This is a genomic window from Dyella sp. 01N448 (genome assembly GCF_056399225.1).
In genome coordinates this window covers 22,991-48,219 of record NZ_JBFTQX010000004.1, presented here as the reverse complement: position 1 = coordinate 48,219, position 25,229 = coordinate 22,991, and the positions used below count along the sequence as shown (strand labels likewise).

Genomic DNA, 25,229 nt, shown 5'->3' with positions numbered 1-25,229 from the left:
GGGAACCCGACCATCGTGAACGTGCCACTGCAACGTGCTCTTGAAAGTCGCGACATGCCCGCTTCGACGCATGCGCTCGCCGGCCAGACCATGAGCGGTGCAGAAGTCGTCGTGCAGGTATTGGCGGACGAAGGCGTCGACGTGCTGTTCGGTTATTCGGGTGGCGCGATCCTGCCGGTGTACGACGCGGTCTTCCGATTCAATGCCACGCATCTGTCGCCGATGGGCGGCGAGCCGATGCCCTTGATCGTGCCTGCCAACGAGCAAGGCGCCGGCTTCATGGCGGCCGGCTATGCGCGCGCCTCGGGCAAGGTGGGCGTGGCCATCGTCACCTCCGGCCCGGGCGCCACCAATATGGTCACGCCGGTGCGCGATGCGATGTCCGATTCCGTGCCGATGGTGGTGATCTGCGGCCAGGTGCCCACCGGCGCGCTCGGCAGCGATGCCTTCCAGGAGGCACCGGTCAGCAACATCATGAGTCCGTGCGCCAAGCACGTGTTCCTGCTCACCGATCCCTCGCGGCTTGAAGTCACCTTGCGTACGGCCTTTGAGATCGCGCGCAGTGGACGTCCGGGCCCTGTCGTTGTCGATATCCCCAAGGATGTGCAGAACAGTCCGCTCACCTTCGCCGGTGAAGGCACGCTGCCTATTCCCGGCTATCGCGCCCGCCAGCACGCCATCCAGAGCGCACGCGTGGATGACGCGCAGTGCGAGATTTTCTTCAACGCGCTGGCAAGGGCGAAGCGTCCGCTGATCTATGCGGGTGGCGGCATCATCTCGGCGGAGTCCTCCGCCACGCTGCGCGCTTTCGTGAAGCAGTTTGGCCTGCCGGTGACCACCACCTTGATGGGCATCGGTGCGATCGACACCACTGAACCGCTCGCCTTGCATATGTTGGGCATGCACGGTACGGCCTACGCCAATTACGCCGTCGAGGACTGCGATTTCCTGCTCGCGCTTGGCGCTCGTTTCGACGATCGCGTGGCCAGCGTGCCGGAGCGCTTTGCCCCGCACGCACGCTTCATCGCACAGATCGACATCGACCCCGCCGAGATCGGCAAGGTGAAGTCGGTGGACTGGCATCATCATGGCGACCTCGACGCGACGCTATCGCGCCTGCAGCAATACGGCATCCGTCACGGCCTGCATTTCGCAAACGATGGGCGCTATGCGGACTGGCACTCCCATATTGCTGCGCTCAAGCACACGCATGCGCTGAACTACGACCGCGAGAGCGCGTTGATCCAGCCGCAGGCGGTGATCCAGGCCATCAACGAACACACCCAAGGCCGCGCCGTGATCAGCACCGGCGTGGGCCAGCACCAGATGTGGGCCGCGCAGTACTTTGATTTTCGCGAGCCGCGCCATTGGCTCACGTCCGGTTCCATGGGCACCATGGGATTCGGCCTGCCCGCCGCCATTGGTGCGCAGTTCGCGCGGCGCGACGCGGTGGTGATCGATATCGACGGCGACGCCAGCATCCGCATGAATCTGGGCGAGCTGGAAACCGTCACCACCTATGGCCTGCCGGTCAAGGTCGTCGTGCTCAACAACATCGGCGACGGCATGGTGCGCCAGTGGCAGAAGCTGTTTTTCCGTGGCCGCTTTGCATCGTCGGACAAGAGCCTGCACAAGAAGGACTTCATCAAGGCGGCGCAGGCTGATGGGTTCGAGTGGGCGAAGCGCCTGGAGGACAAGGCGGAACTGGCGGAGACCATCGCCGACTTCCTTGCCTTCGATGGCCCTGCATTTCTGGAAGTGATGATTGACCCGGATGCCGGCGTGTATCCGATGGTGGGTCCGGGGGCGACGTACGCGCAGATGATCACCGGCGATTTCATTCCGTCGCGGGTGGCACCGGCGTCGGACGGCGATGCCACCTCGGACATGTTCTGAGCATCGGCAACACGGAGCCCGCATGAGACATACGCTATCCATCCTGTTGCAAAACGAATCCGGCGCCCTGATGCGCGTGGCCGGGCTGTTCGCCGCGCGTCATTGCAATATCGACACGCTTACCGTCGCCGCCACCGAAGATCTGGCCGTCTCACAACTCACCCTGGTGCTGCATGGCGCCGACGCCACCGTCGAACAGATCATCAAGCAGACGCGCAAGCTGGTGGACGTGATCGAGGTAAGCCACCCGCTCGCCACGCCATGAATGCACTTGCTGCCACGCTGGACGCGGATCCGCTGAGCGAGCACGAACTACTGCGCCAGACAGTGGGCGCGCGCGTCTACGATGTGGCGCGCGAGACATCGCTTGAGCCGGCGACGCTCCTATCCACGCGATTGGGGCAGCGTGTCTTGCTCAAGCGCGAAGACCAGCAGCCGGTTTTCTCGTTCAAGCTGCGCGGCGCCTATAACCGCATGTGTCAGCTGGACGCGGCGCAACGAGCCCGTGGCGTGATCGCCGCCTCGGCGGGCAACCATGCCCAAGGCGTGGCGTTGGCGGCGGCGCGGCTTGGCATACACGCAGTGATCGTGATGCCAGTGACGGCACCCCAGGTCAAGGTCGACGCCGTGCGTCGCTTTGGCGGCGACCAGGTCGATATCGTGCTGACCGGCGACTCCTATAGCGATGCGCAAGCCGCGGCGGCACGACTGCAGCACGAACACGGCTACACCTTCGTCCATCCGTTCGACGATCCCGCGGTGATCGCCGGGCAGGCCACCGTGGGCATGGAAATCCTGCGCCAGCATCCCGGGCCACTGCACGCCATCTTCGTGCCCGTCGGCGGTGGCGGTTTGCTCGCTGGTATCGCCGCTTATGTGAAGGCGCTGCGTCCGGATGTGAAAGTGATCGGCGTTCAGACCTGCGACTCCGATGCGATGGTCCAATCACTGGAGGCAGGCGCACCGGTATCGCTGTCGGAAGTCGGCCTGTTTGCGGATGGCACGGCCGTGAAGCGTGTGGGCGATCTCACCTTTGCGCTGTGCCAGCGCCATGTGGACGCCATGCTGCGGGTGGATACGGACGCGATCTGCGCGGCCATCCGCGATGTCTTCCAGGACACCCGCAGCGTGCCCGAGCCTGCCGGCGCACTCGCGCTGGCCGGGCTCAAGCAATACGTCGCCACGCATGGCGCTTCGGAACACCCGATGGTGGCCGTCGTCTCAGGCGCCAACCTCAATTTCGACCGGCTGCGCTTTGTGGCCGAGCGCGCGGAAGTGGGCGAGCAGCGGGAAGCGGTGTTCGCGGTGACCATACCCGAGGAACGCGGCAGCTTCCGCCGTTTCTGCGAGGCACTGGATCAGCGCAGCATCACGGAATTCAACTACCGCATCGGCAATGCCAGCCAGGCGCATATCTTCGTCGGCATACAGACTGCGCATCGCGATGAGCGCGAGACGTTGATCGAGGCTTTCCGTGCCCACGATTTCGGCGTGCTCGATCTCACCGACGATGAACTGGCCAAGCTGCACCTGCGCCACATGATAGGTGGCAGCTCACCGCTGGCGCGCGACGAGCAGCTGTTCCGTTTCGAGTTTCCCGAACGCCCGGGCGCGCTGACGCGCTTTCTGGGGCATATGCATCCGGACTGGAATATCAGCCTGTTCCATTACCGCAATCAGGGGGCGGATTACGGGCGCATCCTGGTCGGAATTCAGGTGCCGCCGGATGAACGGATCCTGTTTCAGGCGTTTCTGGACACACTCGGCTATCCGTATCGCGACGAGAGCGAGAATCCGGCGTATCGGTTGTTGTTGAGGGAATGAGGCACGTCAGTCGCGCACAGGGTGCGCTCCCACAGGGACCCCACAGGGGGCTGGATCCTCCTGTGGGAGCGCACCCTGTGCGCGACGCTCTCCGTCACGACTCGACCACCTCCAACTCAAACACATGGTTGTCGTAATCACTGAAATACAGCGCCGTGTCCTCGCGGGCCATCTGATAATCCAGCGCCAGCTCGTCCATGCGCCGCGCGCAATCGAGCTGCTCCTGCTTGGTCACGGCGAACGCGATGTGGTCGCCGTTGCGTGACGCGGGACCGCTGCCGCGGATCAGGGCAAATTCCAGCCCCGCCAGCGCCACGATGACTTCCGGATGGCTATCGGCCGGATCTTCCTCGCGCAAAATGCGCGCATCCTCGAACACGCCGGTCAACAGCTCGGCCGTGCGCGTGGGATGGGCAACGATCAGGGCGACGTGGCTCAGGGCTTTGGGCACGGGCTCATCTCCAGTCGGGAAAGTGGAAAGTTTAGGCCGCTTTATGACCGTGTTGCGACAAGGTGCGCCCCGCAAACCGGCGCTGCGTCACGCTACCCACGGCGGTGGGCCACGCTACACTTCATGGATGGCTCCTACTTCCCGCAAGCGCCAGCGGCGCAACCTGCCGACTACGAGTACACCGCGTCCGCGCCCTGGCGCGGGCTCTAGACCGGCGCGCTCGACGCAGCCCGCGGATAGCTCCTCCCGCGCCACGCGCGTGCTCGACTGGCTGCTGCAGCGTTTGCCGGCGCCCTATCGCAGCAAGGCGCGCGACTATCTGGTGCTGACCCGCATGGATCGCCCGATCGGCGCGCTGCTGTTGCTGTGGCCGACCTGGTGGGCGCTGTGGCTGGCGGCCTCGGATTTCCCGCCGCTGAAGCTGCTGGTGATCTTCACGCTGGGTGTGTTCTCGATGCGTGCGGCCGGCTGCGCCATCAACGATTTCGCCGACCGCAAGCTTGATCCCCAGGTGGAACGTACGGCAGGGCGACCTATCGCGGCCGGACGTGTGACGCCGCGCGAGGCCCTGATCATCTTCGCCAGCCTGTTGGTGTTCTCCTTCGTGCTGGTGCTGTTCACCAACAAGCTCACCATCTGGCTGTCCTTCGCGGGCGCCGGTCTGGCGGCGATCTACCCGTTCACCAAGCGCTACACACACCTGCCGCAAGTCGTGCTGGGTGCGGCGTTCGGCTGGGCGATCCCGATGGCGTTCGCGGCCGTGATGAATACCGTGCCGCCGGTGGGCTGGCTGCTGTTCATCGCCAACATCATCTGGTCGGTGGTGTACGACACCCAATACGCCATGGTGGACCGCGACGAGGACATCAAGGCCGGCGCCAAATCCACCGCCATCCTGTTTGGCGACGCGGATCTGCCGATCCTGGGCATTCTGATGGCCACCTTCCTGCTGGCGATGCTGCTGGTGGGCCAGCGCGCGATGCTGGGCTGGCCCTACTGGATGGGCCTGCTGGTGGCCGCTGGCCTGTTCGGCTGGCAGATGTGGCGCATCCGCAGCCACGACCGCGCCGCCTGCCTGTGGGCCTTCCGCAACAACAACTGGCTGGGCATGGCGGTCTGGATCGGCATCGTGCTGGCGCTGGCGTTCCGCTAAGCAACACCCCTCTCGTCATCACCTGTGGGAGGGCACCCTGTGCCCGACGCGGCATCGCCAATCGCCGCGCCGCCGGGTTGTCGCGCACAGGGTGCGCTCCCACAGGTTTCTTCGCCTACCCTGTCGATTCCACCGGGGCTCCTTCGTCGTGTGCATAAGAGCCACACTCACAGGAGCAAGCACATGCGATTCGTAGCCATGGTCAGGGCCACCCGGGCCTCCGAAGCCGGCGAGATGCCGAGCGAAAAACTGCTGACCGAGATGACCCGCTTCAACGAGGAGCTGGTCAAGGCCGGGGTGATGCTGGCCGGCGAAGGTCTGCACCCCAGCAGGAGCGGTGCACGCGTGCGCTACGAGGGCGACCAGCGTACTGTCATCGACGGCCCGTTTACGGAAACCAAGGAGCTGATCGCCGGTTTCTGGGTACTGCAGCTGAGCTCGCTGGAAGAGGCCATCGAGTGGATGAAGCGCGCACCCAACCCGTTCGATGACGGCGCCTCGGAAATCGAGATCCGCCGCGTCTTCGAAGCGGAGGATTTCGGCGATGCCTTCACGCCCGAAGCGCGCGAATTGGAAGCACAGCAGCGCGCCCGCATGGGCGATCCACGCTGAACCCGCCAGGAGATGTCACCATGCTGATCCAGCCCTATCTGTTCTTCGACGGCCGCTGCGAGGAAGCCCTCGCCTTCTACGGCAAGGCCGTCGGCGCGCAGGTGCAAACGCTGATGCGATTCAAGGACAGCCCCGAACAACCGGGCGACCAGGCCGCCGGTCCACGCCCTGCGCATGGCGAGAAAATCATGCATGCCTCGATGCGGATCGGCGAATCGCTGGTCAATGCATCCGATGGCGAATGTGGTGGCACGCCGGATTTTCGCGGCTTCTCGCTGGTGATCAATGCCAAGGACGATAGCGAGGCCAAGCGCTCGTTCGAGGCCTTGCTGGAGGGCGGCGGCGAGGCGTCCATGCCGCTGTCCAAGACCTTCTTTGCCTCCAGCTTCGGCATGTTGCGCGATCGCTTCGGCGTGCACTGGATGGTGATGTCGCCACCCTGATTCCGGCGGCGGCATGGTGCGCGCGAACTTGCGCCGCCACCGGCGTGGTGTTGTGATCGGCGGCCATGACGGCCACTGATATCCATCGCACCATCGAAGCGGTCTGGCGCATGGAATCGCCACGCCTGATCGCCGGCCTCGCCCGCATCGTCCGCGACGTGGGCGTGGCCGAGGAACTGGCGCAGGACGCGCTGGTCACGGCGCTGGAGCAGTGGCCGCAGACGGGGGTGCCGCGCAATCCGGGCGCCTGGCTGATGACTACCGCCAAGCATCGCGCGATCGACCAGATGCGGCGCCACGCGCTGCATCGTCGCAAGGAAGGGGAACTGACGCGCGAGATCGAAGACCAGCTCGAACAATCCGTGGGAGACCCGGATGCCATGCTCGACAATCCGGTCGGTGATGATCTGCTCAGCCTGATATTCACGGCATGCCATCCGGTGCTGTCCACCGAGGCGCGCGTGGCGTTGACCCTGCGCCTGCTCGGCGGCCTGACCACCAGCGAAATCGCGCGCGCCTTCCTGGTGCCCGAGCCCACGGTGGCACAGCGCATCGTGCGCGCCAAACGCACGCTCAGCGAAGCCCAGGTGCCGTTCGAAGTGCCGCGCGGCGACGAGCTCGCGGCGCGCCTCGCCTCCGTGCTGGAAGTGGTCTACCTGATCTTCAACGAAGGCTACGCGGCCACCTCGGGCAGCGACTGGATGCGTCCGGCGCTCTGCGAGGAAGCCATGCGCCTGGGCCGCGTGCTCGCTGGCCTGGCCCCGGCCGAAGCCGAGGTGCATGGCCTGGTGGCGCTGATGGAAATCCAGGCGTCGCGCACCGCCGCGCGGCAAGGGCCGCACGGCGAGCCCATCCTGCTGGGCGAGCAGAACCGCGGGCGCTGGGATCAGCTGCTGATTCAACGCGGCCTGGCCGCGCTGCAACGCGCCGAAGCACTGGGCGGCAGCGAACGTCCGTACACACTCCAGGCGGCGATTGCTGCCTGTCATGCGCGGGCGCGCACCGTGGACGCCACCGACTGGTCGCGCATTGCCGCGCTCTACGACACGCTCGCGCGCCGCCTGCCCTCGCCGGTGGTGGCACTCAATCGCGCGGTGGCTCACGCGCAGGCATTCGGCCCCGAGGTGGGCCTGAACCTGGTGGACGCACTGCGCGACGAACCCCTGCTACGCCACTATCACCTGCTGCCCAGCGTGCGCGGCGACCTGCTCGGCAAGCTGGGTCGTCATGCCGAGGCGCGCGAAGAATTCGAGCGCGCCGCCTCGCTCACACGCAACCTGCGCGAGCGGGAGTTGCTGTTGCAGCGTGCGGCCGCCAGCAGCGCGGCCTGAAGGCGATCACTGGATGGCGTGTGGCGGAAAGCACAAGATCAAGCCAAGTATCGCCGCGTAACCAAGGGCCGCCATCAACAGGCTGAGCAGCACGACAAACACCAACCGCAACACGCCCTTGGCGGCCCAGCCAAGTTTGTCCATGCCTACACCTTGCACAGCCGGTCAGCCCGATAGGCGTCCAGGCTGGGCACCGCGCCATACATCCAGTCGACGAACGCATTGCGCTCGTGCCACATCACTTCCATGTCCCACAGGCAGAACGAATAGCGCGACATGTCCTCGACCCAGCCGGTGGCATCTTCCGCCGCCACCGCGATGAACATCTCGTTGTCGTTGCCCCACCACCCCAGCACCAGATAACGCGCTTGCGCCGCTTCGTGGCAGATCGCAAAGGCCGGCGTGGTCGACCATGCGATGGGTCGCGCCCGCTTCATCGCCGCCATGCGCGGCAAGTAGCGCGAGATATCCACGGCGCCGCTGCCGGCGGCAATGGTGTAGACCTTGATGCCGTCGGCGTCCGTGTCGGCAGGCAGGTTCACGATGGGGCGGGGGCGATACATGGCCTTGGCTTCCTCTGAAGCGGGATCAAAAGAACGGGGCTCGCCGGCGCATCATCGCACTCCATTGCGCCACGCCGTATCTGCCGATTTAATGGCGCGGCGGGCAGCCCCTGGGAGCCCGTGGCCGCCCCAGGGCCGCCCTCGCATCGAAGCGCTGTCCTCCCTCTGTCCGTTCATGGTGAAGGAGCAAGGCATGGAACGTTCGTATCGGGCATCAACCTCGGTGCTGACTGGCAGCGGCGCGTGGGGCAACAGCGCTGCGCAGACACACCTGTCCCAGCAGTGGCTGGCCCTCTGCATGATGTCGCTGGGCGCGCTGGGCTTCATCTACGGCGACGTCGCCCTGGTGTGGCAGCACCTGCCGATCGAGCACATGCCGGGGGCGCGGCCGATCGCCTATCTGTTTGCGCTGATCGAACTGGTGGCCGGCATCGGACTGCTGCTGCGCAGCTGGGCAAAGCCCGCATCGGTCTTGCTGGTGGTCTTCATGCTGGTGTGGACGGTATTGCTCAAATTGCCCGCCGTGATCGTGGTGCCCTCGATGGAGGCCACCTGGCTGGGCCTGGGCGAGATTGCGGTGATCTTCGCGGCTGCGTGGGTGTTGTTTGCCGGCCATCTGGGCGAACGCAGCGACGGGTTGCGCCATCTCACCGGGCGACGCGGCGTGCGCGCGGCGCGCGTGGTGTTTGCGCTATCGCTGCCGATGATCGGCCTGTCTCACTTTGTTTACAGCGAGCAGACCGTAGCGCTGATTCCGACCTGGTTGCCGTACCCCCTGGGCTGGGCGTATTTCACCGGCGCCTGCAGCATCGCCACCTGCCTGGCGGTGCTGTTTGGCGTATTGCCGCAGCTGGCGGCAAGGCTCGAGGCGGCGATGCTATGGATCATCACCCTACTGGTGTGGGTGCCCACGGTGGTCGCCACGCCTCATGACCGCACCGGCTGGACCGCGCTGGCGATTTCCGCCGCCATCGCGTGCGGGGCCTGGGTGGTCGCCGACTCTTACCGGGCCGTGCCCTATCGTTCCGCCTGATAGCTGTGGACGGCATCGAGCACGCGCGCTGAATACACCAGCGCCGCGCCGGCATTCATGGCCACCGCCACGCCCAGCGCTTCGGCAATTTCATCCGGGGTGGCGCCCTGCTTCAGCGCCTCGGCGGTGTGCACCGTGATGCAGCCGTCGCAGCGGGTGGTGACCGCCACCGCCAGCGAGATCAGTTCGCGCGTCCTGGCGTCCAGGTGACCGGTCTTGCTGCCGGCGGCGGACAGGGTCTGGTAGCCGGCCACGGTGTCGGGGCTCAGCTTGGCGATCTCGCCGATGCGGCCGAGCAGCTGTTTGCGGTATTCAGGCCAATTCAACATGGCGCTCTCCAGGGGACACAACACCTTCATGCTGCGCCCGATCGACGGGGCGCGTGAATAAGCCAGCATGGATACCTCGATGGTTCGGTACCGGACGGCCCGCGTCTTGCAGGTCGTCTGAAAAACATCGACAAGCACGCTTGCGGGGCTTGGTATTGCCGACCCGTTCTGTTCGAATCGCAGTCACACGCGCACCGGGTGACTGAGGAAATCGCACATGCATCAAACTGGGTTTGAAGGCGCCTTGTTCGCATCCATTGGCCTGTCTCCCCTTGCGACCCTGGTCACCAACCCGCGTCTGCCGGATAACCCGATCGTCTGCGTCAATGCCGCCTTCTGCGAGCTCACCGGCTACCAGGAGGATGAAATCCTGGGCCGAAACTGCCGTTTCCTGCAGGGCGCCGGCAGCGAGCCCGATCAGCGGGCCTTGCTGCGCGACGCCATCGCCAACGGGCGACCCTCGTTGACCGTGCTCACCAATTACCGCAAGGACGGCACCGCGTTCCGCAATGCCGTGATGGTGGCGCCTCTGATCGGCGCCGACGGCGCCGTCGAGTACTTCATCGGCTCGCAGATGGACGTCTCCGGCACCCCCGATCGCGCGCACAACCAGCGTATCGCCCATGCCTCAGCCCTGGTGGGCGCACTCACGCCACGGCAAAAGCAGGTGCTGGAACACATGTCGCGCGGCATGCGCAACAAGCAGATCGGCGATTTGCTGGGCATCGAAGAGAAGACCGTGAAGATGCACCGCGCCAGCCTGCTCAAGCGACTCGGGGCGACCACCAGCGCCGATGCCATCCGCATCGCGATCGAGGCAGGCAGTCCGCACTGACAACGTTGTCGTTCGCCGACCCTGGCCTAAAGGTCGTATTGCTCTGGTAACGATGCGGGCGTTAGAAAAGAACGAGGGGAATCACGATTGCGCGCGTTCGTGCTGCGAGTGGCTTGCCACGCGGGATGACAGCGCGCGACAACCCCGCCGATCGCTGCGCCAGCACCGCCGGTGCGTGCAAGTCGCAGGCTGATCGGCCGTGCTTTTGAACGCAGCAAGCGGGGACGTGCAGCGTCATGTGGCGGGAACTCGAAAGTTCCAGGGATCGCAATGCGCCCGAAGAAGGCAACGTGGAAAGCCGCGCGCGGTTTCTGGTCGATGCATCGTTTCCGCCGCGTGGCGTTGAACTGCTGCGTTCGGCAGGCGCCCAGGTTTGGACGTCCGCCGACTGCGGGCTGCTGGGTCAGACCGACGCCGCCCATGCTGCCTATGCGCTGGCGCATGAACGGGTGCTGCTCACCTGCAATCCCGACTTTCTCGATCTGCAGCGATTTCCGCTGCAACGCGGCTCGGCCATCTTCGTGTTTCATTTCGGCAGCGGATCGGTGAACGACCTGCGCCGGGCGCTGCGCTGCCTCGCGCCCGTACTGGGCAGCAGCTGTTTCAGCGCAGGCTGCACGGTCGAGGCGAGCAGCACGGGATGGGCGCGCTACCACTGCCATGGCAACGGGACTCGCCAGCGCCGCAAGTACCGCCTCTGGCACGGCAAGCTGCAGGAGTGGATGGGCGAATCCTGCGAGACCGCTTAGGTCTTTGCCGCTGGCGCGCGCGCCAGCGCCCAGACATCGACGCGTCGGACTCCCGCCCGCTTCAGCACGCGCGCACATTCGCTCAGCGTGGCGCCAGTGGTCATCACGTCGTCAAACAGCGCCACGTGCCCGGGCCACGCCGTATGCGGTCGTACGTTGAAGGCGCCGCGCACGTTGCGGCGACGGGCCAGTGCGCCAAGTTCAGTTTGCGCCGGTGTGGCCCGCGAGCGGATCAAGGCGTCGACGTGGAGCGAGGGACCAAGCCGGCTTGCCAGCGGCTTACCCAGCTCGATCGCCTGGTTGTAGCCGCGTTCGCGCAGTCGGCCGGCATGCAGCGGCACCGGCAGCAGCCACGCCGGCATGTTCGACGGTGGCCATTCCCGCAACCATAGCGACGAGAGCACGCGACCCGCGGCCAGGTCGGCGCCGAACTTGAAACGCGATTCCAGACGGTCCAGTGGCCATGCGTAACGAAATGGCACCCAGGCCGAATCCCACGGCGGCGGACGGCGCTGGCATTGGCCGCATAGTTCGGCCGCCTGGGGCAGGGGCAGCGCGCAGCGAGCGCAACACGCCTGGTTGCGCGGTAACTCGGCGGCACACTGGCGGCACAGATCCAGCCCGTCGGCGCCCGCGGCGCCGCACAGCAGGCAGCGATAGGGGAGTACAAAACGTTGCAGCGCCCCAAGCAGGGGTCGCCCGAGCGGTAGCGCGTCCATGCGCATGGGCCATCCTTAGTTTCGTGGCTTGTAAATGGCTGCGTCGAGGCCCGCCCAAAGATGGATGACCCAGCCCATTTTGACGATCCAGAGCACGGCGGCGAGCACGATCATGACGAGGGCAATCCAGGGGCGCCGTTGCAGTAGCTGCCCCAGCCCGGGTATGAGCAAGCTGCAGATGGCCGCCGGCACCGATCCAATGCCGACCTGTCGTGCATTCATGCCAACAACTCCCGCGGAGTGAATGCTTCGATGGTAGCGGCAGCCATACGTCCGCGCATCGTCAACCCGCGCCTTTCATCGAAAGTTGACAAGAAAACGCGCGCTGCCACACTTGTCCTCATCCCCAACCCCAGAGCTGTCGCCATGGCCCAACCCATCCGTCACGACTGGACGCGCGCCGAAGTGGCTGCGCTGTTCGCGCTGCCGTTCAACGAACTGCTGTTTCGCGCGCACAGTGTGCATCGCGAACACCACGATCCGAACGCCGTGCAGGTGTCCACCCTGCTCTCCATCAAGACCGGTGGCTGCCCGGAAGATTGCGCCTATTGCCCGCAGGCGGCGCGCTATGACACCGGTGTGCAGGCGCAGAAACTGATGAGCGTGGAAGCGGTGCTCGAACAGGCCAAGGCCGCCAAGAGCGCCGGCGCCAGCCGCTTCTGCATGGGCGCCGCCTGGCGCAGCCCCAAGGACCGCGACGTGCAGAAGGTCGCCGAGATCGTGCGCGCCGTGAAAGGCCTGGGCCTGGAAACCTGCGCCACGCTGGGCATGCTCAATGGCGAACAGGCCAAGACCCTCAAAGGCGCGGGCCTGGACTTCTACAACCACAACCTGGACACCGCGCCGGAGTTCTACGGCGAGATCATCCACACCCGCCAGTACCAGGATCGCCTGGACACGCTTGAACACGTGCGCGAAGCCGGCCTGAAAACCTGCTGCGGCGGCATCGTGGGCATGGGCGAAACGCGCGACCAGCGCGCCGGCCTGCTGCAGACCCTGGCCAACCTGCCCGAACATCCCGAATCGGTGCCGATCAACCAGCTGGTACAGGTGGAAGGCACGCCGCTCAGCGGCACTGAAGCCATCGACCCGTTCGATTTCGTGCGCACCATTGCCGTCGCCCGCATCCTGATGCCCGCCTCGATGGTCCGCCTCTCCGCCGGCCGCCAGCAGATGGACGACGCCGTGCAGGCGCTGTGCTTCTTCGCCGGCGCTAACTCGATTTTCTACGGCGAAAAGCTGCTCACCACCGGCAACCCGGACGTGGAACACGACCGCCAGCTGTTCCAGCGTCTGAACCTGCATGCATTGGAAGTGGTGGAGACGTCGGGCACCGTGCACGCGGATATCGTGGAGCATTGCGCGGCCTGATCAGCCCCTGTGGGAGCGCACCCTGTGCGCGACAGGCCCGGAGCGCACGCTGCATGACGCGACCACCGATGACAGAGATACACCACTGCGCCGCGGTCGCGCACAGGGTGCGCTCCCACAGGGAGACGCATCGCGATGCGTGACGACCTGCTCACCCGCCTCGCCGCCCAGACGCAACAGCGTGAACAGGCCGGCCTGCGCCGCCGCCTGCAAACGGTGACTCACGCCGACGGCATGTGGCTGGAGCGCAACGGCCGTCGCCTGCTCTCGTTCTGCAGCAACGACTATCTCGGCCTGGCGCAGCATCCCTCATTGATCGATGCACTCAAGCGCGCTGCCGACAGCGATGGTGTCGGCAGCGGTTCCGCGCATCTGATCTGCGGCCATCGCAACGCACATGCTGCGCTGGAAGAAGCGCTCGCCGAATGGACCGGGCGCGAACGCGCGTTGCTGTTCTCCACCGGTTATATGGCCAATCTCGGCGTGATGCAGGCACTGCTGGCGCGCGACGACGTCTGCGTGCAGGACAAGCTCAACCATGCCTGCCTGCTCGATGGCGCCCAGCTCGCAGGCTGCGAGTTGAAGCGTTATCCGCATGCCGACGTGGCAGGCGCCGAACGCCAGCTGCGCGCTCGACCCGAAACGGCGGCGCTGCTCGCCACCGATGGCGTATTCAGCATGGATGGCGATATCGCGCCGCTCGCCGAGCTGGCCGCACTCTGTCATCGCGAAGACGCAAGCTTGATGGTCGACGACGCGCATGGCCTGGGCGTGTTGGGTGAGCACGGCGAAGGCAGCGTATCGGCTGCCGGCCTCTCACAGAACGACGTCCCCGTGCTGATGGCCACGCTGGGCAAGGCCCTGGGTTGCAGCGGCGCGTTCGTCGCGGGCTCCGCTGCCCTGATCGACGGATTGGTGCAGTCCGCGCGTACCTACATCTACACCACGGCCATGCCGCCTGCGCTCGCTGCCGCCACGCTGGCCGCCATACGGCTGGCGCAAACAGAAGGCTGGCGGCGCGAGAAACTCCACGCGCTGATCGCCCGCTTCCGTGCCGGCGCAGCGCAGCTCGGCCTGCCTCTGATGCCCTCGCCCACGCCCATCCAGCCGCTGCTGCTGGGGGATGCACAAGCCGCACTGGCGGCCTCCGAAGCGCTTGAGCGAGCGGGTTTCCTGGTCACCGCCATCCGCCCGCCGACCGTGCCGCAAGGCAAGGCCCGCCTGCGCATCACCTTGTCGGCCGCCCACCAGGAAACCGACGTGGACCGCCTGCTGGAGGCGCTTTCCCGGCTCCGGCTGGCCGGCCCCGTATAATGGCGGTCTTGCCGTACCCCTTCCCCGTCATGTCCATCATCAACCTTTCCGCTTATCGCTTCGTCGGCCTGGACGATCTCCCTGCGCTGCGCGAGCGCATCCTTGAACGCTGCCAGACGCTGGCGCTCAAGGGCACGATCCTGCTTGCGCCCGAGGGCATCAACCTGTTCCTGGCCGGTCCACGCGAGCCCGTCGAAGCGTTCATGGACTGGCTGCGCACTGATCCGCGCTTCGCCGGGCTTGAGCCGAAGGAATCGATCTCCGGGGACGTGCCGTTCGGCCGCATGCGCGTGCGCCTGAAGAAGGAAATCATCACCATGCGCATGCCGACCATCCGCCCCGAAGGCGGTCGCGCACCATCGGTGGCGCCGGCAACGCTGGAGCGCTGGCTGGCACAAGGCCATGACGACGACGGTCGCGAGGTCGTGCTGATCGACACGCGCAACGACTACGAAACCGATGTCGGCCTGTTCGAAAACGCGGTGGACTATCGCATCGGCAGCTTCACCGCCTTTCCCGATGCCATCGCGGCCGACCGCGCGCGCTACGAGAACAAGACCGTGGTCTCCTACTGCACCGGCGGCATCCGTTGCGAGAAGGCGGTGCTGCACATGCAGGACATCGGCATGGACAACGTGTTCCAACTCGAAGGCGGCATCCTGAAGTACTTCGAAGAAACCGACGGCACCCACTGGCGCGGCGAATGCTTCGTGTTCGATGAGCGCGGCGCGGTGGACAAGAGCCTGGCGCCTGCGCCCCAGCTCGCCAACGACGAGAGGCTTGGGTGAGTCTACATATCGAAACCCACGGCCACGGCGAAATCCCCGTCGTGATCCTGCATGGCTGGGCCATGCATGGCGGCATGATGGAGCCGCTGTGCGAAGCGCTCGCCGATCGCTGCACCCTGCATGTGGTCGATCTACCCGGTCACGGTTGCTCGCGCGACAGCACGCTGCCGCTGGAGCCCTCGCTCGTCGCCGAAGCGATTGCACGCATGACGCCTCCGGCGATCTGGGTGGGCTGGTCGCTGGGCGGACTGATCGCAATGACCGCCGCGCTGGAACATCCGCAGCATGCGCGTGCGCTGGGCGTCATCGACGGCACCCCTAAATTCTCGCGCGACGACAGCTGGCCCCACGGCAGCGATCCCAAGCTGGTGCGCCAGCTGGCCGACGATCTGGAAACCGACTATCACGGCACGCTGGAGCGCTTTATTGCGCTCGAAGCCATGGGCAGCCGCGATCCGATCGCCGAAGTACGCCACCTGCGCAGCCTGATCTTCCAACGCGGCGAACCGAACCTGCGCGTGCTGCAGGAAGGCATCCGCATCCTGGAAACCACCGACCGCCGCGCCGATCTCGCCACGCTGAGCGTGCCCAGTGCATGGATCGTCGGCCGTCGCGATCGCATCGTGCCGCCACCGGCGATGGCATGGTCGGCCGGGCAGGCACACGGCAGCTATGTGGAAATCGCGCACGCGGGCCACGCGCCGTTCTTTGGTTACGCAAGCGGCGTCGCCAACGCCCTGGCGCCGCTGCTGGACAGTTTTCGATGACCGACTCGCATTTCGACCGCCGGCAGGTGCGCCGCAATTTCAGCCGCGCGGCCACCACCTATGAACAGCACGATGCCTTGCAACGCGAAGTGCAGACCCTGCTGCTCGATCGCCTGGGCTTCTATCTGGAAGCGCCGGAACGCGTCATCGACGTGGGCGCAGGCCCCGGCCGCGGCACGGCCCTGCTGCGCAAGCGTTATCCCAAGGCGCAGCTGATCGCGATGGATCTGGCGTTGCCCATGCTGCGCGCCGCCAAGAAGAACATCAGCTGGCTGAAACCGTTCCAGCGCGTGTGTGCCGAAGCCACCGCGCTGCCGCTGCCCGACCACAGCGTGGATGTGCTGCATTCCAATTTGTGTTTCCAGTGGATCGATGATCTGCCGGCGCTGTTCGGCGAATGCGTGCGCGTGCTCAAGCCGGGCGGCCTGCTGGTGTTCTCCACCTTCGGTCCGGATACGTTGAAAGAACTGCGCGCCGCCTGGGCCGACGCCGACCAGCAGCCGCACGTGAGCCGCTTCCTGGACATGCACGATCTTGGCGACGCCATGATCAGCGCCGGCCTGCGCGACCCCGTGCTCGACGTGGACCGTTACACGCTCACTTACAGCGAACCGCGCCAGCTACTGAAGGAACTGCAGGGACTCGGCGCCACCAACGCCGACCGCGAACGCGAACGTCACCTGCTGGGCAAGCGGCACTACCAGCGCATGCTGGCTGCCTACGAAACCATGCGCGTCGATGGCCGCATTCCCGCCACCTGGGAAGTGGTCACGGCGCACGCCTGGGGCCCGCCGCCGGGCCAATCGCGCCGCCTGGCCGGCGGCGGCGAAATGGCCAGCTTCTCCATCGACAGCTTGCGCGGATCACGGCGTCGCTGAAGCACACCGTTATCTGGGGTGCACACATTTGTGGGAGCGCACCCTGTGCGCGACGGCCCCAAGGATATCGAGACTTCCCAGCGCGACGCGCGCCCCAGTCACGCACAGGGTGCGCTCCCACATGATCGATGCGGTGTCTTAGACCTGCTTGTAGCGAAAGCAGCTCACCACGTGGTCATTGACCATGCCGGTCGCCTGCATGAAGGCGTAGCAGATGGTGGTGCCGACGAAGCGGAAGCCGCGCTTCTTCAGATCCTTGCTCATGCGATCGGATAGCGGGGTGCTGGCGGGCACGTCGCCCTGCCCGGTCCACTTGTTGCGGATGGGCTTGCCGTCGACAAACGACCACAGATACGCGTCCAGGCTGCCGAATTCGCCGATCACCTCCAGCGCCGCAATCGCGTTGTCACGCGTGGAATAAACCTTGAGTCGGTTGCGCACGATGCCCGGATCGAGCAAGGCCTTCTCCAGTTCGCGCTCTTTCATCGCAGCGACCCGCTTGATGTCGAAGTCGTGGAAGACACGGCGGTAGTTGTCGCGCTTGAGCAGGATCGTTCGCCACGACAGGCCCGCCTGGGCACCCTCCAGGCAGAGGAATTCGAACAGTGCCTGGTCATCATGCAGCGGCGTGCCCCACTCGGTGTCGTGGTAGTCGTGCATGTCGTCGCTATTGCCCCAGGGGCAGCGTTTTTTGATGGATGTCGCCATGATTCAATCCGCGGCTTGGTCGCCGCGCCCCGTGCGAAAACCGATGATGGCGCCGGCACACGCGGCCAGGACCGCGAGCCATGGCCAGAGAAATTGCCGCAACGACGGCAACCAGAATAAGCCCAGCAGCAAGCTGATCGCCGCGACGGCAAAGATCCAGCCATGCTCCGGGCGGCGCAACAGCAAGCTGACGCTGGCGATCAACAACAGCAGCGCGCCGAGCGCGATCGGTGCCGCCTTCGGCCACGCGACGCCCGAGCGCAATCCTTGCAGCACGTCGGGGAACGCAAACAGCATGCCCACGAAAGCGAGCAGCCCGATGCAGGCCACAAGGACGTTTCTCGCACGGGTTCCTGTCACGCCCATCCCCTGTAAGCTGCCGGGAAAGCCACGACGCTATCCCACCCCTGCGCGCCGGACAAGGGCAGCCTGCCGCGCGCGATGCCACGTGCAGAACGCCATGACATCAACCACAGCTTCACGCCACGCCTTGCTCGCCCTGCTCGCCACCATCCTGATCTGGGCCTACAGCTGGATCGTGATGAAGCAGGTGTTGCAGCATGCGGGCCCGTTCAACTTCTCCGCGCTGCGTTACTCGCTCGGTGCGCTGGTGCTGTTCGGCGCCTTGGCGGTGACCCGGCAATCGCTGCGGCCGCCACCGTTGCTGCCGACCATCGTCATCGGCCTGTGCCAGACCACCGCCTTCCAGGGCCTGGGTCAGTTGGCATTGGAAAGCGGCGGCGCCGGTCGCGTGGCGCTGCTGGCCTACACGATGCCGTTCTGGTCGGTCTTGCTGGCGTGGGTGATCCTCGACGACCGTCTGACCCGCCGCCACTGGTGGGGTCTGGGGCTGGCCGCGATGGGACTCACTTGCATCATCGAACCCTGGCACGGCCTGGGCAGTCGGCAAAGCACGCTGCTCGCCATCTGCGCAGGTCTGGCATGGGCAATGGGCACGGTGCTCAGCAAACGCGTCTTCATTCACCACAAGCCCACACCGCTCAACCTCACCGCATGGCAGATGCTGTTCGGCGCGCTGGCGCTGATCGTGGTGGCGCTATGCGTCCCCCAGCGTCCCTTCGACTGGACCTGGGATCTGATCGCGGGCCTGGCCTATAGCGTCATCCTGGCGTCGAGCCTGGCCTGGGGACTGTGGCTGATCGTGCTGCAACGCCTGCCAACGGCACTCGCCAGCGTCGCCAGCCTGGGCGTGCCCATCGTCAGTGTGCTGCTCGCCTGGGCGATCCTGCACGAGCAACCCAGCGGCATGGAAATCCTCGGCATCATCTTCATCCTGCTCGGCTTGCTCGCCGTGAGCGGCGTGCGCCTACGCCGCTCCCAACCTGCGCGCGGTTAAAATGCCCGGTTTGCGTCGACCAGGAGACCACCCATGAACGTCAAAGACAGCAACGGCGCCGTGCTCGCCGACGGCGACTCGGTCCAAGTGATCAAGGACCTCAAGGTCAAAGGCTCCTCGCAGACCCTCAAGCGCGGCACCGTCTTCAAGTCCATCCGCGTGGACGAAGACAATCCGGAAGAAGTCGAATGCCGCGATGGGCGCTCGACGCTGGTGTTGAAGACATGTTTTATCAAGAAGGTTTGAGAGGCGGCACCTCGCTATAACGCGTTTGTAGGGGATCACGCTGGCGGATCAACACTACGGTCAGCTTTTTGTGGGAGCGCACCCTGTGCGCGACAAACCTACGGAGCGGTACACCGCATCGTGGCTGTCGCGCACAGGGTGCGCTCCCACAGACAAGCCGGCATGGCGGAGGCGCATGCTAAAGCCGATGCGCAGCGAGGCCCCGCTTTAAGTCCTCAGCGATTCGGGCGCGTTGCGCAGCGCTTGGAAGTATCCCCTGTGTACCCTCGGAGGTTGTCCCGCAACCACGCGCCTCAAGCGATCGGGCTTATCCCAACACGATGCTGCGGGCGTTTTAGGCCATTCTCTTTGGGTTACTTTTCTCTTGGGCCAGCAAGAGAAAAGTGACTCGGTCGGCGGCAGCCGATCGAAACGCCCGCCGCGTAGGCGGCCAGATCGCGGGATCGCAACAACTGAGCGAGACTGAAACCTGGGTCTCGGCCCGCGCCGGGATGACGCCAAAGAAGAGACGCTCCCGCGAGCACCCGCCCCTTACCACCGTAAAGGTGGCAATGCCCCAACCCTCTCCCCAAAGGAGAGAGGGAGAAAAGCGTCACCAAGGCAACGCCTCAATATCCACATTCCCCCCACTAAGCACCAACCCCACCCTCTTCCCCCGAAACACCTCCGGCCGCTTCAACACCGCCGCCAACACCGTTGCACTGGAGGTCTCCACCACCAGCTTCAACTCGTTCCACAACAACTTCATCGCCGCGATCACCTCGGCATCACTCACCGTGGTCGCCTCCACCCGATGCATCTGCAGCGCCTCGAAATTCGCTGCGCCAATCAGCGTGCGCAGCCCATCGCAGATCGTATCGGGCACGAACGGCCCCACCCGCGCGCCGGCCGCCAGCGAGCGCGCCGCGTCGTCGGCGCCCATCGGCTCCGCGCCATGGATCTGCAACTGCGGTGCGATGCCGTGCGCTGCGATGGACGTACCCGCGATCAAGCCACCGCCGCCGATCGGCGTGACGACCACATCCAGGCCGCCGCTCTGTTCGAGCAGCTCCAGTACGGCCGTGCCTTGTCCCGCCATCACACGTGTGTCTTCGAAGGGATGGACCAACTCGGCCCCCGTCGCTCGCCGCACTTCATCGGCCTTGGCTTCGCGCGCCGCCTGCGTGGCTTCACAGCGATGGAGGATCGCGCCGGCCCGCTCGATCGCTTCAAGCTTCGTACGCACCGCGCCGTCGGGTACCACGACATGCGCCGGAATGCCGCGCGTCGCAGCCGCCAGGGCCAGCGCATTGCCGTGATTGCCGGATGAATGCGTCACCACGCCGCGCGCGGCCTGCTCATCGTCCATCGACCATACCGCATTGCAGGCGCCGCGAAATTTGAAGGCGCCGCCGCGTTGCAGGTTTTCGCACTTGAAGTAGAGATCCGCGCCGGTCAGCGCATTCAGCGCGACGTTGCGCAGCACCGGGGTCACCACCGCATACGGGGCGATGCGTGCGGCGGCTTCCTGCACCTGCGCAAACGTGGGCAGGGCGGCTCGATGAAAGGAAACGCTCATGGATTGTCGATCTCCACACCACAGGTGAAACGGCGCTCGGCGCCGGGTTCCAGACGAATCGCGTCGGCGCAATCGGGGCGATTGAATGCGTCGGACCAGCTTTCCATCGGTTCCAGCGCCACCGAGCGACGCACGTCGCGCGTCACCGTGTCGGCGGTGAAGGCCAGCATCACCCCGGACGGCTGCCATACGGCAATCCCGATGCCGCCCTGCGGGTCGCGCAGGCGCGTGCGTGCACGGCCATCGGTGTCGCGGCGCAGATCGGCAAACGCGTGGTTGAGTTCGCGACGACCAATGGCCTGCATCGTGCGGAAATCCAATTCCGGCGCATGCTCCAGCGGCGCACGGGCGCCGGCCCCGGCGATCGGGATGAAGGCCTCGTCGGTACGCACAAAGCTGTCCGCCGGTATCTGCAACTCCCAGCCCTCGATGGGCGAGTCAGACAATCGGAAATACGGATGCCAACCGAAGAAACACGGCGCCGCGTGCTTGCCCACATTGCGCATCGCGGCTTCAACCGTCAGACCGCTCGCATCCAGCGTGTAACTCACCGCCAGGTCGATGGCAAAGGGATAGCCGGCATGCACACCCGGACGGATCGCCTGGGTGGCGAAGGTGACGCGCGCGCCTTGCTCATCGGCGGCGAGCTGGGTGATGTCGAAGTCGACACCTCGCACAAAACCGTGCCGTGCCGCACGCGCATCGCCTTCGACGCCTGGCTGCAAGTCGTAGGGCTCGCCGTCGAACACGTAGCGCGCGTCGTCGATGCGGTTGGCGAATGGCACCATGATGGCGAAACGGGAGCTGGGCCGGGTGTCGAGTTCACCGGCGTCGCGATAGCCATCGGCGATGTTCCGGGTGCCATGCGGCGAGGGCACTTCGAAGCTCAGCAGGGTCGCGCCGCGTCGCGCGATGCGCACGCTATGGCCCCGCGCCGGGTCGGTCAGCACCGCGATCTCGTGCACGCCCAGTTTTCCGCGTTCCGCAAGAAACTCCGCCATTGTCTTGTCCTGCCGGGAAAGGCCCGCATGTTAGCCTGACTCATCCCCCGCTTCCGCAGTTTCGGCCCCTCATGAGCATTCGCAACGACATCGCCTCCCCCGTGATCCGGCTCAGCGATTACCGCGCCCCGGCCTGGCTCGTGAACAAGATCGAGCTGGACTTTGACCTGGGCATCGATAACGCCGAGGTCACCTCGCGCCTGCACCTGCAGCGCGATCCTGCCCAGCAGGAGCCGCTGCGGCTGGACGGCGAAGGCCTGGAATTGCTGTCGATCTCGCTGGACGGCCAGCCCCTGCCCGAGCACGCCTGGCGTGTCGCCGAGAACGTGCTCGAAGTGGATGGCGCGCGCGACGGCAGCGTGCTGGAAACGCGCGTGCGCGTGCAGCCGGCGGCCAATACCGCGCTGGAAGGCTTGTATCTGTCCGGATCGCGCGAGGCTGGCTTCCTGTTGACCCAGTGCGAGGCCGAAGGCTTCCGCCACATCACCTACTTCCCTGATCGCCCGGACGTGCTGAGCAGCTACACCGTCACCCTGCGCGCCGATCGCGAGCGCTTTCCGGTGCTGCTGGCCGGCGGCAATCCCGATGGCCACGGCGAGCTGGAAGGCGGTCGCCATTGGGCGCGCTTTGTCGACCCGCACCCCAAGCCCAGCTATCTGTTTGCGCTGGTGGCCGGACGCCTGCAGAAGATCACGCGCGACTACGTCACCCACAGCGGCCGCCACGTGCAGCTGGTGATCTGGGCCGAGCCTGATGCGATCGGCCAGTGCGGTTACGCCATGGATGCGCTGGAGCGCTCCATGCGCTGGGACGAAGAAACCTATGGTCGCGAATACGACCTCGATGTGTTCCATGTCGTCGCCACGCATGACTTCAACATGGGTGCGATGGAGAACAAGGGTCTCAACATCTTCAATGCGAAGTACCTGCTGGCCGACCCCGACAGCAGCACCGACGACGAATACCGCGCAGTGGAAGCGGTGGTTGCGCACGAGTACTTCCACAACTGGAGCGGCAACCGCGTCACTTGCCGCGACTGGTTCCAGCTGTCGCTGAAGGAAGGCCTCACGGTATTTCGCGAACAGCAGTTTTCGGCGGACATGAATTCAGCGCCGCTCAAGCGCATCGAAGATGTCGCGCTGCTGCGCCGCGCACAGTTCCCCGAGGACGCCGGCCCGCTCGCGCATCCCGTACGCCCCGCGCAGTACAGCGAGATCAACAATTTCTACACGGCAACTGTCTACGAGAAGGGCTCCGAGCTCGTACGCATGGTGGCCGGCCGGCTGGGGCGCGAGGGATTCCGCCGCGGCATGGATCTGTACTTCTCCCGCAACGACGGTCGCGCCGCCACGCTTGAGGATTTCCTCGGCGCGCTTGGCGAAGCCAACGGCATCGATCTGATGCCGTATCTGGCGTGGTACGCGCAGGCCGGTACGCCGCGTGTGACGGCGCGCGGTCACTACGATGCCGCGCATCGCAGCTACACGCTGACCCTGTCGCAACACACGCCGCCCACGCCCAGCCAGCCGACCAAGCAGCCCTTGCCGATACCGGTGAAGCTGGCGCTGTTCGATCGCCATGGGCACATGATGCCCTTGCACCTGCCGGGCGGCGATGCCGATGCATCGGGCGCCACCGAGCGCGTGATCGTGCTGGATCGCGCCGAGCAATCGTTTGTGTTCCAGCAGGTCGCATCCGCGCCCGTGCCTTCCCTGCTGCGCGGTTTCTCCGCGCCGGTGATTCTGGAGTGCGACTACTCCCCCGCGGAGCTGGCGCTGTTGCTGCGTCACGACGTGGATGGCTTCAACCGCTGGGAAGCGGGGCAGCAACTGGCGGCGCGCGCGTTTGACAATCTGCGCGACGGCGATGCCACGCACGCGCTGGATGCGTGGTGCGATGCGCTGGCCGCCCTTTTCGGGGAAAGCGCCATCGACGATGCCCTGCTGGCCGACCTGCTGACGCCGCCCAGCGAGATCGAACTGGCCGAGCGCGAACGCGTGGTCGATCCTTCCCATGTGCACGCGCTGCGCCTGAAGCTGCAGGAACATCTGGCCCTGCGCATTGGCCGCGAAGTGCTGCAGCAGCGCTATGACGCGCTGGTCGCGCACACCCATGTGCAGCTCGACGCCATCAGCCAGGCGCAGCGGCGCCTCAAGCGGCGCGTGCTGGAGCTGATCGCCACGATCGATCCGTGGAGTGCGCAAGCGCTCGCCACACTTCAATACGACAACGCCCCGAGCATGACGGATCGATTGGCCGCACTTTCGGTGCTGGTGCGCGGCAATGCCACCCAGACGCATGCCGCGCTGCTGCATTTCCGCGAACGCTACGCCGACAATCCGCTGGCGATGGACAAATGGTTCTCGGTGCAGACGCAGCTGCCGGGCGATGCGGTGATCGAGCGCGTGCAGGCGCTGGAACTTGATGCCGCCTTCACCATGAAGAACCCCAATCGCGTCACCTCGCTGTTTGGTGCGTGGGCACGCGGCAATCCTGACGGTTTCCACCGTCCGGACGGCAGTGGTTATCAGCTGCTCGCCGAGCGCCTGCAGCGGCTGGATGCGCTCAATCCCCAGGTGGCCGCGCGACTGGCCACGGCGTTCAACGGCTGGCAGCGACTGGAACCCACGCGCCATGCGGCGGCGCGTGCTGCCATCGAATCATTGGCGGCGCAGCCTCATCTCTCGCGCAATCTCAGCGAGATCGTGCGCAGCATGCAGCACGGCTAAATCGACTTCGCAAAAGAAAACACCCGAGTGCGTCCCGTCCTTGGACGGGGCACCCGGGCGTAATGAGGTGAATCGAGAGGATGAAACCTGATGAAGCGGTGTTGCTGACGTGCAGGCGCCCGATGTTCCGGTCGTCCCAAACTGGCGGCCGTCGCGAACGCGACGATCAGATCGCCAGTTGTGCCAATTCGTCGCGCAAGCGGGTCATGCGTGAGAGCAGACGCGGGCGCAGGGCCTGGCGTTCGTTCTCGCTGCGTTCTTCCAGATAGTCCATGGCCATTTCGACGCGGCCAAGTTCGATCAATAGATCGTGGTGCGGATAAACCGGTTGCAGTTCGACGCTCAATTCCATGACGTTAATCCCCCAAACCATAGCCTTGTCCGGCATGGGAGCAGAAGCAATGCGCGTGCCAGCCGCGTGACCGCCATCACATTCATTTTGGGRCTGGATCACGGAATGACGCTGTACGTCATGAGGTGCCAAGACTCGGCACAAACGGGCGTTTTAGTCACTCCACGTTCACGCGTAAGGGGTAAATATCGCCCCCAAGACGCGCAGCAACTTGCTGCTGCC

The 25,229-nt window shown here is 65.5% G+C and carries 29 protein-coding genes; 18 read left to right on the top strand and 11 right to left on the bottom strand.

The genetic code is table 11. The features are described from left to right. Window positions 1–54: 54 nt before the first annotated feature. The 3 genes from ilvB to ilvA are packed head-to-tail and all read left to right on the top strand — an operon-like array spanning window position 55 to window position 3,720. Entirely contained in the window at window positions 55–1,896 is a 1,842-nt protein-coding gene (gene ilvB / locus AC1DKY_RS08680; protein WP_441602737.1) for a biosynthetic-type acetolactate synthase large subunit, read from the top strand. Window positions 1,897–1,918: 22 nt separating this feature from the next. Continuing rightward, the gene (ilvN, locus tag AC1DKY_RS08675; protein ID WP_477179899.1) at window positions 1,919–2,161 is read left to right on the top strand and encodes an acetolactate synthase small subunit; all 243 of its coding nucleotides are present in this window, start codon (window positions 1,919–1,921) and stop codon (window positions 2,159–2,161) included. Then, window positions 2,158–3,720, top strand: coding sequence for a threonine ammonia-lyase, biosynthetic (gene ilvA / locus AC1DKY_RS08670; protein ID WP_441602736.1), 1,563 nt, complete (start codon window positions 2,158–2,160; stop codon window positions 3,718–3,720). Before ilvN ends, ilvA begins: the two co-directional genes overlap by 4 nt. A 94-nt stretch (window positions 3,721–3,814) precedes the next feature. Here the strand turns inward: ilvA and AC1DKY_RS08665 are convergent, their stop codons facing one another. Continuing rightward, on the bottom strand, window positions 3,815–4,171 hold the full coding sequence (locus tag AC1DKY_RS08665) for a VOC family protein (protein ID WP_441602735.1): 357 nt from the start codon (window positions 4,169–4,171) through the stop codon (window positions 3,815–3,817). A 259-nt stretch (window positions 4,172–4,430) separates the two neighbouring features. Here AC1DKY_RS08665 and ubiA point away from each other — a divergent pair, with 259 nt between their 5' ends. From ubiA to AC1DKY_RS08645, 4 genes are all read left to right on the top strand, one after another. Then, window positions 4,431–5,324, top strand: coding sequence for a 4-hydroxybenzoate octaprenyltransferase (gene ubiA, locus AC1DKY_RS08660; protein ID WP_441602734.1), 894 nt, complete (start codon window positions 4,431–4,433; stop codon window positions 5,322–5,324). Window positions 5,325–5,507: 183 nt separating this feature from the next. Further along, window positions 5,508–5,936, top strand: coding sequence for a YciI family protein (locus AC1DKY_RS08655; RefSeq protein WP_441602733.1), 429 nt, complete (start codon window positions 5,508–5,510; stop codon window positions 5,934–5,936). A gap of 20 nt (window positions 5,937–5,956) precedes the next feature. After that, window positions 5,957–6,379, top strand: a complete 423-nt coding sequence (locus AC1DKY_RS08650; protein ID WP_441602732.1) for a VOC family protein — start codon at window positions 5,957–5,959, stop codon at window positions 6,377–6,379. A gap of 65 nt (window positions 6,380–6,444) precedes the next feature. Next, entirely contained in the window at window positions 6,445–7,710 is a 1,266-nt protein-coding gene (locus tag AC1DKY_RS08645; protein WP_441602731.1) for an RNA polymerase sigma factor, read from the top strand. Between the two features lie 6 nt (window positions 7,711–7,716). Here AC1DKY_RS08645 and AC1DKY_RS08640 read toward each other — a convergent pair whose 3' ends face one another. Beyond that, window positions 7,717–7,854, bottom strand: coding sequence for a hypothetical protein (locus AC1DKY_RS08640; protein ID WP_441602730.1), 138 nt, complete (start codon window positions 7,852–7,854; stop codon window positions 7,717–7,719). Window positions 7,855–7,856: 2 nt separating this feature from the next. Then, on the bottom strand, window positions 7,857–8,273 hold the full coding sequence (locus AC1DKY_RS08635; protein ID WP_441602729.1) for a hypothetical protein: 417 nt from the start codon (window positions 8,271–8,273) through the stop codon (window positions 7,857–7,859). A gap of 193 nt (window positions 8,274–8,466) precedes the next feature. On the opposite strand from AC1DKY_RS08635, the gene AC1DKY_RS08630 reads away from it, so the two are divergent. Next, complete coding sequence (locus AC1DKY_RS08630) at window positions 8,467–9,306, top strand: DoxX family membrane protein (RefSeq protein WP_441602728.1); 840 nt, start codon at window positions 8,467–8,469, stop codon at window positions 9,304–9,306. Here the strand turns inward: AC1DKY_RS08630 and AC1DKY_RS08625 are convergent. After that, a complete protein-coding gene (locus tag AC1DKY_RS08625; protein WP_441602727.1) occupies window positions 9,291–9,635 on the bottom strand; it encodes a carboxymuconolactone decarboxylase family protein in 345 nt (114 codons plus the stop codon). The genes AC1DKY_RS08630 and AC1DKY_RS08625 overlap by 16 nt on opposite strands. Before the next feature lie 217 nt (window positions 9,636–9,852). On the opposite strand from AC1DKY_RS08625, the gene AC1DKY_RS08620 reads away from it, so the two are divergent. Both AC1DKY_RS08620 and AC1DKY_RS08615 read left to right on the top strand, forming a co-directional pair. Further along, window positions 9,853–10,470, top strand: a complete 618-nt coding sequence (locus AC1DKY_RS08620; RefSeq protein WP_441602726.1) for a PAS domain-containing protein — start codon at window positions 9,853–9,855, stop codon at window positions 10,468–10,470. Window positions 10,471–10,706: 236 nt separating this feature from the next. Then, a complete protein-coding gene (locus AC1DKY_RS08615) occupies window positions 10,707–11,219 on the top strand; it encodes a DUF5615 family PIN-like protein (RefSeq protein ID WP_441602725.1) in 513 nt (170 codons plus the stop codon). On the opposite strand, the gene AC1DKY_RS08610 is transcribed toward AC1DKY_RS08615, so the two are convergent. Together AC1DKY_RS08610 and AC1DKY_RS08605 are read right to left on the bottom strand one after the other, a co-directional pair. Further along, window positions 11,216–11,938: a ComF family protein gene (locus AC1DKY_RS08610; protein WP_441602916.1), complete on the bottom strand. Its 723-nt coding sequence runs from the start codon at window positions 11,936–11,938 to the stop codon at window positions 11,216–11,218. The genes AC1DKY_RS08615 and AC1DKY_RS08610 overlap by 4 nt on opposite strands. 15 nt (window positions 11,939–11,953) lie before the next feature. Further along, a complete protein-coding gene (locus tag AC1DKY_RS08605) occupies window positions 11,954–12,160 on the bottom strand; it encodes a hypothetical protein (RefSeq protein WP_441602724.1) in 207 nt (68 codons plus the stop codon). A gap of 144 nt (window positions 12,161–12,304) precedes the next feature. Here AC1DKY_RS08605 and bioB point away from each other — a divergent pair, with 144 nt between their 5' ends. The 5 genes from bioB (at window position 12,305) to bioC (ending at window position 17,056) form a co-directional block, all read left to right on the top strand. Further along, window positions 12,305–13,309 (top strand): biotin synthase BioB, encoded by a 1,005-nt coding sequence (bioB, locus tag AC1DKY_RS08600; protein WP_441602723.1) that lies wholly within the window; start codon window positions 12,305–12,307, stop codon window positions 13,307–13,309. 135 nt (window positions 13,310–13,444) lie between these two features. Next, window positions 13,445–14,623, top strand: a complete 1,179-nt coding sequence (gene bioF / locus AC1DKY_RS08595) for an 8-amino-7-oxononanoate synthase (protein WP_441602722.1) — start codon at window positions 13,445–13,447, stop codon at window positions 14,621–14,623. Window positions 14,624–14,652: 29 nt separating this feature from the next. Next, entirely contained in the window at window positions 14,653–15,411 is a 759-nt protein-coding gene (locus AC1DKY_RS08590; protein ID WP_441602721.1) for a sulfurtransferase, read from the top strand. Next, window positions 15,408–16,178, top strand: coding sequence for a pimeloyl-ACP methyl ester esterase BioH (gene bioH, locus AC1DKY_RS08585; protein ID WP_441602720.1), 771 nt, complete (start codon window positions 15,408–15,410; stop codon window positions 16,176–16,178). Before AC1DKY_RS08590 ends, bioH begins: the two co-directional genes overlap by 4 nt. Then, entirely contained in the window at window positions 16,175–17,056 is an 882-nt protein-coding gene (gene bioC, locus AC1DKY_RS08580) for a malonyl-ACP O-methyltransferase BioC (RefSeq protein ID WP_441602719.1), read from the top strand. Before bioH ends, bioC begins: the two co-directional genes overlap by 4 nt. A gap of 138 nt (window positions 17,057–17,194) precedes the next feature. Here the strand turns inward: bioC and AC1DKY_RS08575 are convergent, their stop codons facing one another. Both AC1DKY_RS08575 and AC1DKY_RS08570 read right to left on the bottom strand, forming a co-directional pair. Continuing rightward, on the bottom strand, window positions 17,195–17,764 hold the full coding sequence (locus tag AC1DKY_RS08575; protein WP_441602718.1) for a DNA-3-methyladenine glycosylase I: 570 nt from the start codon (window positions 17,762–17,764) through the stop codon (window positions 17,195–17,197). Between the two features lie 3 nt (window positions 17,765–17,767). Further along, complete coding sequence (locus AC1DKY_RS08570; RefSeq protein WP_441602717.1) at window positions 17,768–18,124, bottom strand: hypothetical protein; 357 nt, start codon at window positions 18,122–18,124, stop codon at window positions 17,768–17,770. A gap of 100 nt (window positions 18,125–18,224) precedes the next feature. On the opposite strand from AC1DKY_RS08570, the gene AC1DKY_RS08565 reads away from it, so the two are divergent. Then, the gene (locus tag AC1DKY_RS08565) at window positions 18,225–19,121 is read left to right on the top strand and encodes a DMT family transporter (RefSeq protein WP_441602716.1); all 897 of its coding nucleotides are present in this window, start codon (window positions 18,225–18,227) and stop codon (window positions 19,119–19,121) included. Between the two features lie 33 nt (window positions 19,122–19,154). Further along, the gene (locus AC1DKY_RS08560) at window positions 19,155–19,367 is read left to right on the top strand and encodes an alkylphosphonate utilization protein (protein ID WP_354014380.1); all 213 of its coding nucleotides are present in this window, start codon (window positions 19,155–19,157) and stop codon (window positions 19,365–19,367) included. Between the two features lie 592 nt (window positions 19,368–19,959). Here the strand turns inward: AC1DKY_RS08560 and AC1DKY_RS08555 are convergent. Both AC1DKY_RS08555 and AC1DKY_RS08550 read right to left on the bottom strand, forming a co-directional pair. Beyond that, window positions 19,960–20,925, bottom strand: a complete 966-nt coding sequence (locus tag AC1DKY_RS08555; protein WP_441602715.1) for a pyridoxal-phosphate dependent enzyme — start codon at window positions 20,923–20,925, stop codon at window positions 19,960–19,962. After that, window positions 20,922–21,926: an aldose 1-epimerase gene (locus AC1DKY_RS08550; protein WP_441602714.1), complete on the bottom strand. Its 1,005-nt coding sequence runs from the start codon at window positions 21,924–21,926 to the stop codon at window positions 20,922–20,924. The genes AC1DKY_RS08555 and AC1DKY_RS08550 overlap by 4 nt, the downstream gene beginning before the upstream one ends. A gap of 71 nt (window positions 21,927–21,997) precedes the next feature. Here AC1DKY_RS08550 and pepN point away from each other — a divergent pair, with 71 nt between their 5' ends. Beyond that, entirely contained in the window at window positions 21,998–24,655 is a 2,658-nt protein-coding gene (gene pepN / locus AC1DKY_RS08545) for an aminopeptidase N (RefSeq protein ID WP_441602713.1), read from the top strand. 166 nt (window positions 24,656–24,821) lie between these two features. Here the strand turns inward: pepN and AC1DKY_RS08540 are convergent, their stop codons facing one another. Further along, the gene (locus AC1DKY_RS08540; protein ID WP_441602712.1) at window positions 24,822–25,007 is read right to left on the bottom strand and encodes a hypothetical protein; all 186 of its coding nucleotides are present in this window, start codon (window positions 25,005–25,007) and stop codon (window positions 24,822–24,824) included. Window positions 25,008–25,229 lie beyond the last annotated feature (222 nt).

Coding starts and splice junctions, on each gene's coding strand:
- AC1DKY_RS08630 (WP_441602728.1), top strand. CDS start 8,467: ATGGAACGTTCGTATCGGGCATCAACCTCGGTGCTGACTGGCAGCGGC.
- pepN (WP_441602713.1), top strand. CDS start 21,998: ATGAGCATTCGCAACGACATCGCCTCCCCCGTGATCCGGCTCAGCGAT.
- AC1DKY_RS08650 (WP_441602732.1), top strand. CDS start 5,957: ATGCTGATCCAGCCCTATCTGTTCTTCGACGGCCGCTGCGAGGAAGCC.
- AC1DKY_RS08560 (WP_354014380.1), top strand. CDS start 19,155: ATGAACGTCAAAGACAGCAACGGCGCCGTGCTCGCCGACGGCGACTCG.
- AC1DKY_RS08555 (WP_441602715.1), bottom strand. CDS start 20,925: ATGAGCGTTTCCTTTCATCGAGCCGCCCTGCCCACGTTTGCGCAGGTG.
- bioF (WP_441602722.1), top strand. CDS start 13,445: ATGCGTGACGACCTGCTCACCCGCCTCGCCGCCCAGACGCAACAGCGT.
- AC1DKY_RS08540 (WP_441602712.1), bottom strand. CDS start 25,007: ATGGAATTGAGCGTCGAACTGCAACCGGTTTATCCGCACCACGATCTA.
- AC1DKY_RS08610 (WP_441602916.1), bottom strand. CDS start 11,938: ATGGACGCGCTACCGCTCGGGCGACCCCTGCTTGGGGCGCTGCAACGT.
- ilvA (WP_441602736.1), top strand. CDS start 2,158: ATGAATGCACTTGCTGCCACGCTGGACGCGGATCCGCTGAGCGAGCAC.
- AC1DKY_RS08640 (WP_441602730.1), bottom strand. CDS start 7,854: ATGGACAAACTTGGCTGGGCCGCCAAGGGCGTGTTGCGGTTGGTGTTT.
- ilvN (WP_477179899.1), top strand. CDS start 1,919: ATGAGACATACGCTATCCATCCTGTTGCAAAACGAATCCGGCGCCCTG.
- AC1DKY_RS08615 (WP_441602725.1), top strand. CDS start 10,707: ATGTGGCGGGAACTCGAAAGTTCCAGGGATCGCAATGCGCCCGAAGAA.
- bioB (WP_441602723.1), top strand. CDS start 12,305: ATGGCCCAACCCATCCGTCACGACTGGACGCGCGCCGAAGTGGCTGCG.
- ilvB (WP_441602737.1), top strand. CDS start 55: ATGCCCGCTTCGACGCATGCGCTCGCCGGCCAGACCATGAGCGGTGCA.
- AC1DKY_RS08645 (WP_441602731.1), top strand. CDS start 6,445: ATGACGGCCACTGATATCCATCGCACCATCGAAGCGGTCTGGCGCATG.
- AC1DKY_RS08550 (WP_441602714.1), bottom strand. CDS start 21,926: ATGGCGGAGTTTCTTGCGGAACGCGGAAAACTGGGCGTGCACGAGATC.
- AC1DKY_RS08620 (WP_441602726.1), top strand. CDS start 9,853: ATGCATCAAACTGGGTTTGAAGGCGCCTTGTTCGCATCCATTGGCCTG.
- AC1DKY_RS08565 (WP_441602716.1), top strand. CDS start 18,225: ATGACATCAACCACAGCTTCACGCCACGCCTTGCTCGCCCTGCTCGCC.
- AC1DKY_RS08655 (WP_441602733.1), top strand. CDS start 5,508: ATGCGATTCGTAGCCATGGTCAGGGCCACCCGGGCCTCCGAAGCCGGC.
- AC1DKY_RS08605 (WP_441602724.1), bottom strand. CDS start 12,160: ATGAATGCACGACAGGTCGGCATTGGATCGGTGCCGGCGGCCATCTGC.
- AC1DKY_RS08590 (WP_441602721.1), top strand. CDS start 14,653: ATGTCCATCATCAACCTTTCCGCTTATCGCTTCGTCGGCCTGGACGAT.
- AC1DKY_RS08635 (WP_441602729.1), bottom strand. CDS start 8,273: ATGTATCGCCCCCGCCCCATCGTGAACCTGCCTGCCGACACGGACGCC.
- AC1DKY_RS08625 (WP_441602727.1), bottom strand. CDS start 9,635: ATGTTGAATTGGCCTGAATACCGCAAACAGCTGCTCGGCCGCATCGGC.
- AC1DKY_RS08575 (WP_441602718.1), bottom strand. CDS start 17,764: ATGGCGACATCCATCAAAAAACGCTGCCCCTGGGGCAATAGCGACGAC.
- bioC (WP_441602719.1), top strand. CDS start 16,175: ATGACCGACTCGCATTTCGACCGCCGGCAGGTGCGCCGCAATTTCAGC.